This window comes from Pseudomonas sp. NFACC02 (genome assembly GCF_900110765.1).
Classification (GTDB): Bacteria; Pseudomonadota; Gammaproteobacteria; order Pseudomonadales; family Pseudomonadaceae; genus Aquipseudomonas.
The window spans coordinates 203,221-216,482 of sequence record NZ_FOEO01000006.1 but is presented as its reverse complement, the minus strand read 5'-3'; the positions used below and the strand labels follow the sequence as shown (position 1 = coordinate 216,482).

General features: G+C 59.8%; 13 protein-coding genes and 1 pseudogene. 7 read left to right on the top strand and 7 right to left on the bottom strand.

All coding sequences use genetic code 11. The annotated features are described in order from the left end of the window. Positions 1-502: 502 nt before the first annotated feature. Positions 503-1,411 carry a 50S ribosomal protein L3 N(5)-glutamine methyltransferase gene (gene prmB, locus BMY73_RS08360; protein WP_062385776.1) on the bottom strand — a complete coding sequence of 303 codons (909 nt, stop codon included), beginning with the start codon at positions 1,409-1,411 and terminating at the stop codon, positions 503-505. A 252-nt stretch (positions 1,412-1,663) separates the two neighbouring features. Here prmB and BMY73_RS08355 point away from each other — a divergent pair, with 252 nt between their 5' ends. From BMY73_RS08355 to BMY73_RS08335, 5 genes are all read left to right on the top strand, one after another. Continuing rightward, positions 1,664-2,287 (top strand): cysteine hydrolase family protein, encoded by a 624-nt coding sequence (locus BMY73_RS08355; RefSeq protein ID WP_062385778.1) that lies wholly within the window; start codon positions 1,664-1,666, stop codon positions 2,285-2,287. Positions 2,288-2,520: 233 nt separating this feature from the next. Next, the gene (locus tag BMY73_RS08350) at positions 2,521-2,841 is read left to right on the top strand and encodes a hypothetical protein (RefSeq protein WP_062385780.1); all 321 of its coding nucleotides are present in this window, start codon (positions 2,521-2,523) and stop codon (positions 2,839-2,841) included. Positions 2,842-2,935: 94 nt separating this feature from the next. Further along, the gene (locus tag BMY73_RS08345; RefSeq protein ID WP_092406362.1) at positions 2,936-3,496 is read left to right on the top strand and encodes a Smr/MutS family protein; all 561 of its coding nucleotides are present in this window, start codon (positions 2,936-2,938) and stop codon (positions 3,494-3,496) included. 457 nt (positions 3,497-3,953) lie between these two features. Next, positions 3,954-4,499 (top strand): GTP cyclohydrolase I FolE, encoded by a 546-nt coding sequence (gene folE, locus BMY73_RS08340; protein WP_062385784.1) that lies wholly within the window; start codon positions 3,954-3,956, stop codon positions 4,497-4,499. Positions 4,500-4,553: 54 nt separating this feature from the next. Further along, a complete protein-coding gene (locus BMY73_RS08335; RefSeq protein WP_062385786.1) occupies positions 4,554-4,925 on the top strand; it encodes a glutathione S-transferase N-terminal domain-containing protein in 372 nt (123 codons plus the stop codon). A gap of 189 nt (positions 4,926-5,114) precedes the next feature. Here the strand turns inward: BMY73_RS08335 and BMY73_RS08330 are convergent, their stop codons facing one another. The 3 genes from BMY73_RS08330 to BMY73_RS08320 all read right to left on the bottom strand — a co-directional run bounded on the left by BMY73_RS08330 (position 5,115) and on the right by BMY73_RS08320 (position 7,481). Beyond that, positions 5,115-5,501 carry a lysozyme inhibitor LprI family protein gene (locus BMY73_RS08330; protein WP_062385788.1) on the bottom strand — a complete coding sequence of 129 codons (387 nt, stop codon included), beginning with the start codon at positions 5,499-5,501 and terminating at the stop codon, positions 5,115-5,117. A 162-nt stretch (positions 5,502-5,663) separates the two neighbouring features. Continuing rightward, positions 5,664-6,266, bottom strand: a complete 603-nt coding sequence (locus BMY73_RS08325; RefSeq protein WP_062385790.1) for a glutathione S-transferase family protein — start codon at positions 6,264-6,266, stop codon at positions 5,664-5,666. 48 nt (positions 6,267-6,314) lie between these two features. Continuing rightward, positions 6,315-7,481, bottom strand: a complete 1,167-nt coding sequence (locus tag BMY73_RS08320; protein WP_092406360.1) for an aminotransferase-like domain-containing protein — start codon at positions 7,479-7,481, stop codon at positions 6,315-6,317. Positions 7,482-7,562: 81 nt separating this feature from the next. On the opposite strand from BMY73_RS08320, the gene BMY73_RS08315 reads away from it, so the two are divergent. Both BMY73_RS08315 and BMY73_RS08305 read left to right on the top strand, forming a co-directional pair. Beyond that, entirely contained in the window at positions 7,563-8,006 is a 444-nt protein-coding gene (locus BMY73_RS08315; protein ID WP_092406358.1) for a MarR family transcriptional regulator, read from the top strand. Between the two features lie 649 nt (positions 8,007-8,655). Next, positions 8,656-9,846: a benzoate/H(+) symporter BenE family transporter gene (locus BMY73_RS08305; RefSeq protein ID WP_092406354.1), complete on the top strand. Its 1,191-nt coding sequence runs from the start codon at positions 8,656-8,658 to the stop codon at positions 9,844-9,846. Between the two features lie 150 nt (positions 9,847-9,996). On the opposite strand, the gene BMY73_RS28780 is transcribed toward BMY73_RS08305, so the two are convergent. From BMY73_RS28780 to BMY73_RS08295, 3 genes and pseudogenes are all read right to left on the bottom strand, one after another. Beyond that, positions 9,997-10,701 (bottom strand): methyl-accepting chemotaxis protein, encoded by a 705-nt coding sequence (locus tag BMY73_RS28780; protein ID WP_371914956.1) that lies wholly within the window; start codon positions 10,699-10,701, stop codon positions 9,997-9,999. A gap of 204 nt (positions 10,702-10,905) precedes the next feature. Next, positions 10,906-11,055, bottom strand: a pseudogene (locus BMY73_RS28775) (hypothetical protein); the annotation flags it as partial. Positions 11,056-12,276: 1,221 nt separating this feature from the next. Further along, entirely contained in the window at positions 12,277-13,206 is a 930-nt protein-coding gene (locus BMY73_RS08295; RefSeq protein ID WP_062385799.1) for a S66 peptidase family protein, read from the bottom strand. Positions 13,207-13,262 lie beyond the last annotated feature (56 nt).

The window sequence follows — 13,262 nt, the reverse complement described above, 5'->3', positions numbered from 1 at the left end:
GCCAGTGGTGAATCGAAGTTCGCTCATTGACCAAACAGTGAGTCTTATCAACACCACGCTGAGCGGTGACAAGTTCCGCCATCGCCACATCGACACCCACAATCGCCGCTGCATCAAGGATTGCCATGTCACACCCTCCGAGCTAGGGTTTAAGAGCTTGCTGGGGGTTCACCGTAAGCGCTGGCTTGCTTCTATCGTCGGTCCAGGCCGATGCATTCCATATCGGCGCTTATAGGTGACAGGGCGGGGCTGGAAGTCTCCCAACGGTCTGTACTGGCTAGAGTCAGATTCGGCTTTCCGTCCCTCCCACCCCATCAAGTCTAAACATACAAGCCGGCTTGCTGGCGAATGCGGTGGGTCAGCAATATCAACAGTGACTGACATACCGCATTCGTCCGAATTGCGGCCCATACCCTCGTAACCTCGGACTTCTCCCACAGGATCTGCATCGTTCCCAAGACTTGAGGATGACGCGGCTCCTACAATGAATCGGCGATGTGGCTTACACCCGCGCCGCAAACACCGCCTGATGCGCCCGGCACTGTTCGGCCGTCAGCATGAACACGCCATGACCGCCACGCTGGAACTCCAGCCAGGCGAAGTCCACTTCCGGGTACAGCGCCTCGACATGTACCTGGCTGTTGCCCACTTCAACGATCAACAACCCCTTCTCGGTCAGGTGATCCGCCGCTTGCGCCAGCATGCGCCGAACCAGATTCAGGCCGTCATCACCGCACGCCAGCGCCAGCTCGGGCTCATGCTGATATTCGTCGGGCATGTCTGCGAAGTCTTCGGCATCGACATACGGCGGATTGGAGACGATCAGGTCGAAGCGTTGACCCGGCAGGCCGTCGAAGCCATCACCTTGCACGGTGTACACCCGCTCATCCAGACCGTGGCGCTCAATGTTCTGGTTGGCGACTTCCAGTGCTTCGAATGACAGGTCCGCCAGCGCCACTTCAGCGTCAGGGAACACATCGGCGCACGCAATGCCGATGCAGCCAGAACCGGTGCACAGGTCGAGGATACGTGCAGGCTCCTGGCCCAGCCAGGGCTCGAAGCGGTTCTCGATCAGTTCGCCAATCGGCGAACGCGGAATCAGCACGCGCTCGTCGACAATGAACGACATGCCGCAGAACCAGGCCTCGCCCAGCAAATACGCCGTCGGCACACGGTCCTCGATACGGCGCTTGATCAACCGCTGCAGATTGACCAGTTCGTCATCTTCCAGGTTGCAATCCAGGTAGGCGTCGGAGATTTCCCAAGGCAGGTGCAACGCGCCCAGCACCAGTTGACGGGCTTCGTCCCAGGCATTGTCGGTGCCATGACCGTAAAACAGATCTTCCCCGTGAAAGCGGCTGACGGCCCAACGGATATGGTCGCGCAGGGTGCGCAGGCGGGAAGTGATCACGGCAGACTCCTTGAAAAAACGACGGGCGATTCTAGCAGCCATCCACTCAACAAACGATGCCTGAGCTCGACAGGGGCTTGCCCCGCAAAACTTTCCACAGCCTTTGTCTCGATTTGCAGGCAATATGACAGCAACCGCGACCTGCTCGACGGCTTGAAGCCCGGCAAAAAGCGACACCTGTGAGCATTGAGATTCACAGAATCGCTCAGCCAGTGGACAATGTGGCAAAAGCCCCACTCGAAGGAGCCCCAGATGTCTGTTTCAAAGACCGGTCCAAAGACCATGTTTCAACTCAGTGGCCGCGAATACGCGGCGGCCACCTTGAGCAATGCCACGCTGATCATTATCGATGCCCAGAAAGAATACCTCAGCGGCCCGCTGGCCCTGACCGGCGTTCAAGAGGCCATCGACAACATCGTCAAACTGGTCCACGCAGCGCGCGCCGCCAAATCACCGATCATCCATGTCCGTCACCTGGGGACCGTGGGCGGCATGTTCGATCCGCAAGGTGAACGTGGAAAATTCGTCCCGGAGTTGATGCCCCAGGGCGATGAAATCATCATCGAAAAACGCTTGCCCAACGCCCTGAACGGCACCGTGACCACCGACGACCGCAAGACCCTGCACAAGCTGCTTGAGGATCTGGGCCGCCTGGACCTGGTGGTCTGTGGGTTCATGAGCCACTCCAGTGTCAGCACCACCGTACGTGCGGCCAAGGACTACGGTTTCCGCTGCACGCTGGTGGAGGACGCCTGCGCCACCCGCGATCTGCCAACACCCACTGGCGTGATCAAGGCTGAACTCGTTCAGCAAGCGGAGATGGCAATCATGAACGACAACTTCGCCAAACTGGCGCTGACCAAAGACCTGATCTGACGCCACACCCTTCATCAGGAGCTGACCCGTTATCCGTCAGGGTTGCCCCCTCGGACATCATTTTTCCGGCAGTTCCTGAAGAAAAAGCGTACAAATGCAGTCATCCGGTGTGTGACGTGCCTCACATAACCGCCTATCTGTTAATCACTCGTGTTTGCCTTTGAGCGCTGACCAAACGGGAACCACCCCGGCATAAGCTGGTCAGAGCGCCGATACCTATAGAGGAAGTCGGAATGAAGATATCCGATGGTTTCGATGCCCGTCGCCTGCGGCCCAAAGGCCAGAGCAACTGGCGGATGCGCTTTGGCGCTGCCCTGTCCGCGCTGTTTGCAACCGCCGGGGTCCTGCTCGCCATGGCCGGCGTCGCCAGTCTGATCGGTCATCCGGCAGCACTGGGTGAACTCAACGCAAGTCCGGCAGGCGCGGTGGTCACCAGCATCGTCGGCCTGATCCTGCTTTACATCGGGGTCTGGCTCTGGCGTCGCAGCCGTCTGCGCCGCCGCCGTGCCGGGGAACTCAATATGTCGCCGCACCTGATGAAAAAACACGACTGACCCCTTCCCGCGTCATCCGCAGCCGTTTGAACGTTTTTAGTCCAGCCGAGAACGGCGTGACTTGGTTAAACTGGCGTCCTTCGCGGAGACCAACATGCAAGACGACGACTTTTCCCTGTTCAGAAGTGAGCTTCGTGGCGTCAAGCCGATCAAGACTGAACACGCCGACGTAGGCAAACCCAAACCCGACCGTAAGAACCTGGCCAGGCTGAGGCAGGCTGCGACGGTGCGCTCTGACGCCACCATTACCGTCGACGGCCTGTCCGATCAGTTCGTGATCGACGTCGGGCCCGAAGACACGCTTTACTGGGCACGCGATGGCGTTCAGGAAGGCCAGATGCGCAAACTCAAGCTCGGGCAGATCAGCTTCGAAGGCAGCCTTGACCTGCACGGCATGAGCGTGGAGCTGGCGCGTGAAACCCTGTGGGCGTTCCTTGCCGAAGCGACAAAGCTGGAAGTCCGCTGCGTGCGCGTCACGCACGGCAAAGCGGTACGACTGGATGGTAAGCGACCGATGATCAAGAGCCACGTCAACACCTGGCTGCGGCAGCATCAGCAGGTACTGGGCTTTACCTCGTGCATCGCCAGACACGGTGGCGCCGGAGCGGTGTACGTCATGCTCAAGCGCACGATGATGGAAGGACGCGACGAGTAAGCATTGCTGAAACCAGTCAACACGTGCGATCAGGCTCCCGATCAGGTCAATGTCGGTCAGCGGCGATAATACCCAGGTCCCGGGCCATAATAGTGGCCGCCGTCATAATAGCGATGGTCCCAACCACCGTGACGTCCCCATCCCGGGCCAAAAAAACATCCCGAAACCGACGACGTCAGAGCGATCACCAGAGCGATTTTCGCGATTCGGCTAATCATATGTTGACTCTCTTCATCCGGGCATCTATCACCCGTTAACTCAGACACCGAGCGGACACATTTCGACATATGCCGTTGGTAAAGGTTAGGTAAAGGCGTCTTTACACCCCCATGGCGTCGACGTGCCGCAGGTTTGTCGATCGCCCGCCATAACACCTCCCCGCCCAGCTACGCTACTATGTGCGCCTTTGCAGGCCGACAACCCTGCGTTTTTTTGAACCCACACGGAACACAACCCTGTGACACTGGAACAGAACTACACCCAGATCCTTGGTCAACTTGGCGAGGACGTCTCCCGCGAAGGCCTGCTCGACACTCCGAAACGTGCCGCCAAAGCCATGAAGTACCTTTGCCGTGGCTATGAGCAAACCCTGGAAGAAGTCACCAACGGTGCACTGTTCAGTTCCGACAACAGCGAAATGGTCGTGGTCAAGAACATCGAGCTGTATTCGTTGTGCGAGCACCACCTGCTGCCCTTTATCGGCAAGGCTCACGTGGCCTACATCCCGAGCGGCAAAGTCCTCGGTCTGTCTAAGGTGGCACGCATCGTCGACATGTTCGCCCGTCGCCTGCAAATCCAGGAAAACCTCAGCCGCCAGATCGCCGAATCCATTCAGCAGGTCACCGGCGCGCTTGGCGTAGCCGTGGTCATTGAAGCCCAGCACATGTGCATGATGATGCGTGGTGTCGAGAAGCAGAACTCCTCGATGATCACCTCGGTGATGCTGGGTGAGTTCCGCGAAAACGCTGCCACCCGCACCGAGTTCCTTAGCCTGATCAAGTGATCCGGGCGTCCTGAAAGGCCGCGACCACGGGTCCGCGGCCGTGAGGTTTCAAGCATGTTGATGAAGGCATTGAGGGTGGGCCTGGGCCAGCTCGTTATTCTGATCGATTTCCTGACCCGACCCGCCAGGAAGCAACGCTCGCCGCACGCTCAAGCGGCGGTCGAAGCGGCGGCCAAAGGCCTGACGCTGTACCAGTTCCAGGCCTGCCCGTTCTGCGTAAAGACCCGCCGTACGTTGCGTCGTCTGAACGTGCCCGTGGCATTGCGCGATGCGAAGAACAACGAGCTCGACCGTCAGACGCTGCTGACCGAGGGAGGCAAGATCAAAGTGCCTTGCCTGCGCATCGAAGAAGGCGACAAGACGGTGTGGATGTATGAATCCAAGGTGATCATCGATTACCTGAACCAGCGTTTTTCAGCGGTTTGACTCCTCCAGGCGTTAATGGCTTTCTTGACTCGACGCTGTACCTGTGGGAGTGAACTGGCTCATGAAGAAGTCGGTCCATCCGCCTAATCTTCAGTGACCGAAACTCGGCATTCGCGAGCAAGCTCACTTCCACAAGTCCTGTACCGCCGAGGCATTCGCTGATTTACCCGATCAAGCTGTGCAGAGCCATCACTTCGGGCAGCCTTCCTGCCGACACGCCACGTAAGCCTTCAATTGCTCGACCCGCACCTTGGTCTGCGCTGACAGGCATTGCGCCTGCGCCAATGGCCAAAGGCTGCCGCCCTCCTCTCGTTTACCGACCTGATACTGGCAATCGGCATCACGAAAGGCGATCCATTTCTTCTGCGCATCCTGCAGCGCTTTCTTGTGCGCCGGGTTGGTCAGATAGGCCATCTGCGCCTTGTACTGCTTGTTGAGATCGGCATCCAGCGCCGCGTATTCCTTGCTCGCGCACTGGTTCATAGACGCCTGCGTCGCGTCGCAATCCTCGGCTTGGGCCGAACAGCCAATGCCCAGCGCCATGAACATACCCACCGCTATCATCATGAATCGCATCAAATATTCCCTTCTCCAGTTGATCGCCTGGCCTGAGCCAGACGGGGGCGCAGCGTAAATCACCACGAGCGCATGTGTGTTGCACACAACATTCAGACATAAAAAAACCGGTCGCTGTTGCCAGGACCGGTTTTTTTATCTCTGACGGATCAGCGCTCGGTGTCAATCCAGCATGCCGACGTAACCCGGCTGTTGCTTGATCCGCTCGAGCCAGTTTTCGATGGCCGGGAACTGAGCCAGGTCGAACCCGCCTTGATGGGCGACATGGGTGTAGGCATACAGCGCGATGTCCGCGATGGAAAAATGCTCGCCCACCAGGAACGGCGTGCGCTGCAGTTGCTGCTCCATGACCTTCAACGCCCGGTAGCCGCGCTTGTGCAGCGAGCGGTATTCTTCCATCCGCTCTTCGGGCATTCCCAGGTAGAACTGAATGAAGCGCGCCACGGCGATGGTCGGTTCATGGCTGTACTGTTCAAAAAACTGCCATTGCAGCATTTGCGTGCGCAGGCGAGGCTCGGTCAGTAAATACGGCGTGCCTTCGGCAAGGAAGTTGAGAATCGCGTTGGACTCCCACAGGCAGGTACCGTCCTCAAGCTCCAGCACGGGAATCTTGCCGTTAGGGTTCTTCTGCAGAAAGGCCTCGGTTTGCGTCTCTCCATTGAGGATGTCCACCGGCACCCATTCGTACTCAGCGCCAAGGAGGCTGAGCATCAGTTTGATCTTGTAGCAGTTGCCCGAGTTGTAATCGCCGTAAACCTTGTACATCTGCTGCTCTCCCCTCAATCCTGCCTCGTGGTGCGTGTGCGTAATGTATCAGGCTGCAAGGGCAGCCTGTGCGTGTCTGATGACAGCCGCGAGTCGCTTCAACCCTTCGTCCAGGCGTGCGGGATCGATGTGGCTGAAGTTCAGGCGCAAGTAACCGGGATTGGCATCCGGCTCGGTGAAAAACGGCTCACCCGGCATGAACGCCACGTTCTGCGCCAACGCCGCATCCAGCAGCGTGCGGGTATCGATTTTTTCCTTGAGCGTCAGCCAGAAAAACAAGCCGCCTTGCGGACTGTTCCATTGCGCCAGATCGCTGAAATGCCGTTGCAGCGCCGCTTCGAACTGGTCTCGACGGGTACGGTAAAAACCACGCAGCGCCAGCAGGTGCTGCTGATAGTGATCGCTGCCGATCCACTGCAGGGCTTGCCACTGGCCCACACGGTTGGTGTGCAGGTCAGCGGACTGCTTGAGTTTCAGCAGGTGCGGAAACAGATCAGGCGTCGCGATCAAATAACCGACACGCAACCCCGGCATCAGGGTTTTCGACACCGTGCCGGTGTAAATCCAGCTGGCGCTCTTCAGGCGGCTGACGATCGGCCGGGCGCTGCCACCATCAAACGTCAAGTCGCGATAAGGCTCGTCTTCGATGAGGGTCACGCCATATTCGTCCAGCAGCGCCGCCACGGCGTCCCTTGCCTCTTCGCTGTAACGCACCGCCGAAGGGTTCTGGAAGGTCGGAATCAAATAGGCGAACGACGGCGCGTGGTGTTGCAGACGCTGACGCAGCACGTCCAGATCCGGTCCTTCGGCCAGCAGTGGAACCGTCAGGCAGTCGGCACCGAACAGCTGGAAAATCTGCAGTGCCGCGAGGTAGGTCGGGGCTTCCAGCAGGATCTCGGTACCTTTGTCGATGTACAACTTCGCGGCCAGGTCCAGCGTTTGCTGCGACCCGCTGACAATCATCACCTGACTGGCCTCGCACGCAATGCCCAGTGACCGCGCCTGGGCCGCGAGCGCTTCGCGCAACTGCGGCTCGCCCTCACTCATGCCGTACTGCCCCATACTGCGCGGCATGTCGGCCCATTGGCTTTGCGGCAACATTGATTCGGCCGGCAGACCACCGGCGAACGACATCATGTCCGGACGCTGAGCCGCGGCCAGGATTTCGCGAATCAGAGAACTCTTCAAACGGGTGACGCGTTCGGAAAATGCCATGAGATCACCGCTGGCGGAAATAAATGAAAATAGGTCAAACTGCTTGACTCAAACTACGACGACAGACCCGGATACGTCAATATGCTTGACCTTAAAAAGGCATCGACCCAACAAATCGCCATGGAAGCGTTTTTCTTCGGCTATCAGGCGTTCACCGCCAAAGCCGACGAAATGCTCGATCGTCGTGGCCTGAGCCGGGTTCACCAACGCATCGTGTTCTTCATCGCCCGCTATCCGGGGCTAAGCGTGAAGGAACTGCTCACCGTACTCGGCGTGAGCAAGCAAGCGCTGAACACCCCGTTGCGGCAGTTGATCGAGATGGAACTGGTCCTGAGCGTCGCGCCCGAAGACGACAAACGAAAACGCCTGCTGGAGCTCACCGTCGAAGGCGCGAAGTTCGAAGAATCACTGCGCCGCGAACAGGTAAAACTGCTGCAACGGGTATTCGCCGACGCCGGACGCGAAGCCGTGGATGGCTGGCTGGCCGTGAACCAGGCACTGGGCAATACCCTCAATCGCAGCTAAGCGTCAAAGCAAAGCAGCATGCGGATTTTGCTCACCAGACCATATCCACGCTCCGCGCGGTAACGCTTTTATCGGCGCTCCGCGCCACCCTCGGACGCAGAGCGTCCTGCCCGGCATCCCCACGCGGAGCGTGGGTACGATCAAACCACCCACCACCCACCGCTTTTGATCTTGATCTTTCACCGCGCCAGTCCAGGCACCGCAAAACGCGACGTGGGCGCAGGCTGAACGCAGGTGGCGCGCAGTGGGCCGAGCGGCATGGATGCCGCGAGAGCCGCCCCCGGCCATGGATGGCCGATGGCGGCGGGCCCACGGAGCGTCGCCGGAGAGAGGGTACTCCGAAGAAGGAGGAGCCAAGCCAGGAGCCAGACACTTGGTTACTTGGTGTCTTTTCAAGTAACTCGCCGGAGGCGAAACGCTTCTGCCGTCAGCCAGAACCAAGGATATCAGCGCCACCACCACCGCCCGATGTCTGCCAAAACCCGATTGCCATCACTCAAGAAAGCTCTTCTCCTAAACGGACGTGACCTTCAATCTCCAGAGCTCCCAACTGTGCCGATTATCGCGCACACCGCTGTATCGCAACGAACCGCCACAACTGCGTATACGCTTGCACACCTGTTCAACCTGCCGCCCCAGGAAAGACCGCATGACCGACGCGCCCACCACCCCACTGCGCCCCCTCGCCGACAGCTCGCCGTCCGCTATCGTCGCAGGCTTCATCGCCATGATGACCGGCGTCACCAGCTCGCTTGTGCTGATATTCCAGGCAGGCCAGGCCGCCGGCTTGACCTCCGCGCAGATATCCTCCTGGATCTGGGCGCTGTTCATGGGCATGGCCATCTGCAGCATCGGCCTGTCACTGCGTTACCGCTCACCGATCACCGTCGCCTGGTCGACACCGGGGGCGGCACTGTTGATCACCAGCCTGGGGCATGTCGGCTACCCCGAAGCCATCGGCGCCTTCATCACCAGCGCGATACTGGTTTTCCTCTGCGGCATCACCGGCAGCTTCGAGAAACTGGTCAAACGCCTGCCCACCTCACTGGCGGCCGCCCTGCTGGCAGGCATTCTGTTCAAGATCGGTAGCGAAATCTTCGTCGCCGCGCAACACCGCACCGGCTTGGTACTGGGCATGTTCTTCACGTACCTGGTCGTCAAACGCTTCTCACCGCGTTACGCGGTGCTCGCCACATTACTGGTGGGCGTGGCGCTGTCAGCGATGCTCGGCTTGTTGAATTTCAGCGGGTTTGCCCTGGAAGTCGCCGTACCGGTGTGGACCACGCCCACATTTTCGTTGGGCGCCACCATCAGCATCGGGATTCCGCTGTTCGTCGTGGCCATGACCTCGCAAAACATGCCGGGCATTGCCGTGTTGCGCGCCGACGACTATCACGTCTCCGCCTCTCCGCTGATCACCGCCACCGGCGTGATTTCGTTGTTGACTGCACCGTTTGGTGGCCATGGCATCACCCTCGCCGCGATAAGCGCAGCGATCTGCACCGGCCCGCACGCCCATGAGGACCGCAACAAACGCTACACCGCGGCGATCTGGTGCGGGGTGTTCTACGCCATCGCCGGTGTGTTCGGCGCGACGCTGGCCGCGTTGTTCGCGGCGTTCCCCAAAGAGCTGGTGCTGTCGATTGCAGCGTTGGCGTTGTTCGGCTCGATCATCAACGGGCTGACCGTGGCGATGAATGAACCCAAAGAGCGTGAGGCTGCGTTGATCACCTTCATGGTCACGGCGTCGGGGTTGACGCTGTTTTCCATCGGATCGGCATTCTGGGGGATTGTCGCGGGGGTGTTGACGCTATTGATTCTTAACTATCGCAAACACTAACGCCAGGCTGAACAGGCAACCCGTGGGAGCGAATTCATTCGCGAGACGTCGGCACAGACAACCGAAATTCGTCGCACGTAAAACGCATCGCAAATGAATTCGCCCCCACAGTGGTCATCCGCGTACGGCTGGCCAGTGATGCACCCAGACTCACAACCTGAAATGCCCCACCATCCCTTTCAATTCCATGCCCAGTGACGCCAGTTCTATGCTGGACGCAGCGTTGCCCTGCATCGCCAGGGCAGACTGATCGGCGCTGGCGCGGATGCTGGTGACGCTGCGGTTGATCTCCTCGGCCACAGAGCTCTGTTCTTCGGCCGCCGCAGCAATCTGCTGGTTCATTTGCTGAATCAACGACACCGCCGCCGCGATGCTGCCCAGCGCGCTTTCCGTTTGCAGGGCATCGCTGACCGCCAGCTTCACCAACTCACCGCTGCTTTGAATCTGTGCCACCGACGCCTGCGCGCCACTTTGCAGACTCGTCACCAGCCGCTCGATTTCTTCAGTCGATTGTTGGGTACGCTTGGCCAGGGCCCGCACTTCGTCCGCCACCACCGCAAAGCCCCTGCCCTGCTCGCCAGCCCGCGCGGCTTCGATGGCGGCGTTGAGGGCCAGCAGGTTGGTTTGCTCGGCAACGCTTTTGATCACCCCCAGCACCGCGCCGATGTTCTGGATTTCGGCGCTGAGGTTTTCGATGCTGTGACTGGCCGAACTGGCTGATGTGGCGAGTTGCTCGATACGCTGCATGCTCTGACGCACCACGGCCTGTCCACTGTCGACCTTGGCATCGGCCGTCTGCGCGGCCATGGCCGCTTCCTCGGCGTTGCGCGCCACGTCATGCACGGTGGCCGTCATCTGGTTCATGGCCGTCGCCACTTGTTCGGTTTCTTCTTTCTGGGTGCTGACTTCCAGATTGGTCTGCTCGGTGACGGCGGACAAGGAATGCGCCGAGTTCGCCAGTTGTTCGATACCCGCTTGCAGACCGCTGACGATCCCGCTCAAACCTGCGCCCATTTGCTGCATGGCCTGCATCAACTGACCGATCTCATCCTTGCGCGTCACCTGCACAGTGCCGCTCAGGTCGCCGGCCGCGATGCGCTGGGCGATGGCAATGACGCTGCGCAATGGCGCGACAATGATCCGGGTGATGACAAACGACGCAATCAGGCCAACGATCAATGCCAGAACCGAGGAACCAATGATCTTCATCGAGTTGGCTTGCAGCTCGTTCATCATTGACTGATCTTCGGCGGCATACGCCTGATTCACTTGCTGGACGACGGTCTTGGCGTTGGCGGCCAGTTGCTGCGATACCTTGGCCTCATCGGCAAGCAAGCCGGTGTACTCGTTGAGCTTGTCGCCAAAGTTGGTGATGTGCCCACTGACCTCAGTCAATACGGTCAGGTAGCCCGGGTCCTTGATCACACCCTTGAGTTGCTCGGCAGACTCCTTCGCCTGCACCGCCTGTTCGATGGTGCCGGTATTGGCTTCTTCGCCTGAACCGGTCTTGCGGCTCTTGTCCAGGCGCACGCGGGCCTCGTCCATGGCCTGCATCATCAACTTGGAGATCTGACTGACCTGCGCCGATTGCTCGATGAACTCCGAACCTTGCTGGCCCTGGGAATCCTTGAGGGTATAGGCGCCGTCGTCGGCAAGGCCCGCCTGCAACACGTCGAGGTTGTTGGCAACGCTGGACACTGACCAACTGGCCATCTCCAGTGCCAGATCCTTGCTCTGACTGATGCTGACGAATTCGTCGAACGATTTGCGGTAGGCGGCGAGCGCCTGCTGAACTTCGGTCATGACTTGCTGATTCACCGCCGAGCGGGACTTTAGCGCCTCCGCCTGGGCGTTCAACCCGTCAAGCCCCGCGTGCAACTCGTCGACCACCTTCGGATCGCTGTGCAGCGCGAATTCCTGCTCCAGCAATCGCACCCGGTTGAGGCCGGTATTGAGCGCGGTCATTTCCTTGAGGCTGTCGAAATGCACGCTGATCGATCGCAGCGACCAGACCCCGATGGCGGCGACCAACGCAGTCAACAAGAGCACCAGCACGAATCCGATTGCGAGTTTCTTCGCCATTCCGAGATTGGCAAAACGCGTTTGCACGGCCGAAATCATACGATCAGTCCCCAATCACCGCTAAAAGGCACACACAACGAGGCCATGTGATCACAGCCATTCAATTTTCGTGCAGATTCGCAACAGGTCAGGCGCAAAACAAGTCTTTGGCGTCGGAATAATGGCAAATAGCTACGCCAACGTCGCTTCCAGAATGGTTATCGGCGTATCCAGCATTATCAACAGGGGGAGACGCTCTTCACGCCTCATTTAGCGAGACCACGCGACGGAAGGTCACGCGCAATGACAGCGCGCAAATCGAGGGTGAGTGATACCGCGTGCGCAGTTAACGCGCACGCTCATCGCCCCTTACCGCGCGGCAGGTGCAACCGTCAGGATGCCCGTGTCGGCGTCGAGCGTGGCCCGGCTGCCCAGTGCGACCGCCAGGTTGCGATCTCCGTGACCGATCGGCAGCCCTCCCAGCAAAGGAACCTCCAGATCAACGAGGCGCTCCATCAGGACATCGGGCGGGCGAACGGGGTTGTTGCCATGTCCCGGCTCGCTGAACTGGCCGATGGCAATACCGCCCACCCGTTGCAGAATCCCGCAATTGCGTAGATGGGTCAGCAGACGATCCACGCGGTAGGCCAGCTCACCGACATCTTCGATGAGCAGGATCGCCCCCTCCAGGTCCGGCATGAAGGGCGTGCCGACACAGGTGCTGAGCATGCTCAGGTTGCCGCCCAACAGCGTGCCCTCGACAATGCCCGACGTCCGCACGCCAAAGGTGGGCTCGGCGGGGTCGGCCTGCACCACCATCGGTTCGGTGCTCATCAAGGCACGCCGAACGGTGCTGGCGAACTCGCCGCCTCGCTCCAGTTGCGCGGCCACCGGGCCGTGAATGGACACCAGACCCGTGCGGTTCCACAGCGCGGCGTGCAGCGCGGTGATGTCAGAAAAGCCGACAACCAGCTTGGGATCTCGGCGCACGGCATCGTAGTCCAGATGCTCGAGGATTCGCTGTACGCCATAACCGCCACGGTTGCACAGCACGGCACGGATCTCGGGATCGGCCAAGGCGTCGTTCAGGTCCGCGGCCCGATGGGCGTCGCTGCCCGCCAGGAAGTGCTCGGCGTCCAGCGCATGGGGATAAACCCGGGGTCGCAAGCCCCAGGACGTCAACTCGCGCACCGCCGCCTGAACCCTCGCCTCGGCGACGGGGCCGGCAGGCGACACCAAAGCCACGGCATCACCCGCGCGCAAGACGTCGGGGTTGAGGATCGTGCGGGATACAGGCATTTCAAAGACTCGGCTGACGTTCGAATGAACCGGCAATGTAGAGCACTCCCCTTCTT

Coding starts and splice junctions, on each gene's coding strand:
- BMY73_RS08345 (WP_092406362.1), top strand. CDS start 2,936: ATGCAAGACGACGACTTTTCCCTGTTCAGAAGTGAGCTTCGTGGCGTC.
- BMY73_RS08355 (WP_062385778.1), top strand. CDS start 1,664: ATGTCTGTTTCAAAGACCGGTCCAAAGACCATGTTTCAACTCAGTGGC.
- BMY73_RS08305 (WP_092406354.1), top strand. CDS start 8,656: ATGACCGACGCGCCCACCACCCCACTGCGCCCCCTCGCCGACAGCTCG.
- BMY73_RS28780 (WP_371914956.1), bottom strand. CDS start 10,701: ATGACGGCCACCGTGCATGACGTGGCGCGCAACGCCGAGGAAGCGGCC.
- BMY73_RS08315 (WP_092406358.1), top strand. CDS start 7,563: ATGCTTGACCTTAAAAAGGCATCGACCCAACAAATCGCCATGGAAGCG.
- BMY73_RS08320 (WP_092406360.1), bottom strand. CDS start 7,481: ATGGCATTTTCCGAACGCGTCACCCGTTTGAAGAGTTCTCTGATTCGC.
- BMY73_RS08325 (WP_062385790.1), bottom strand. CDS start 6,266: ATGTACAAGGTTTACGGCGATTACAACTCGGGCAACTGCTACAAGATC.
- BMY73_RS08330 (WP_062385788.1), bottom strand. CDS start 5,501: ATGCGATTCATGATGATAGCGGTGGGTATGTTCATGGCGCTGGGCATT.
- BMY73_RS08335 (WP_062385786.1), top strand. CDS start 4,554: ATGTTGATGAAGGCATTGAGGGTGGGCCTGGGCCAGCTCGTTATTCTG.
- BMY73_RS08295 (WP_062385799.1), bottom strand. CDS start 13,206: ATGCCTGTATCCCGCACGATCCTCAACCCCGACGTCTTGCGCGCGGGT.
- BMY73_RS08350 (WP_062385780.1), top strand. CDS start 2,521: ATGAAGATATCCGATGGTTTCGATGCCCGTCGCCTGCGGCCCAAAGGC.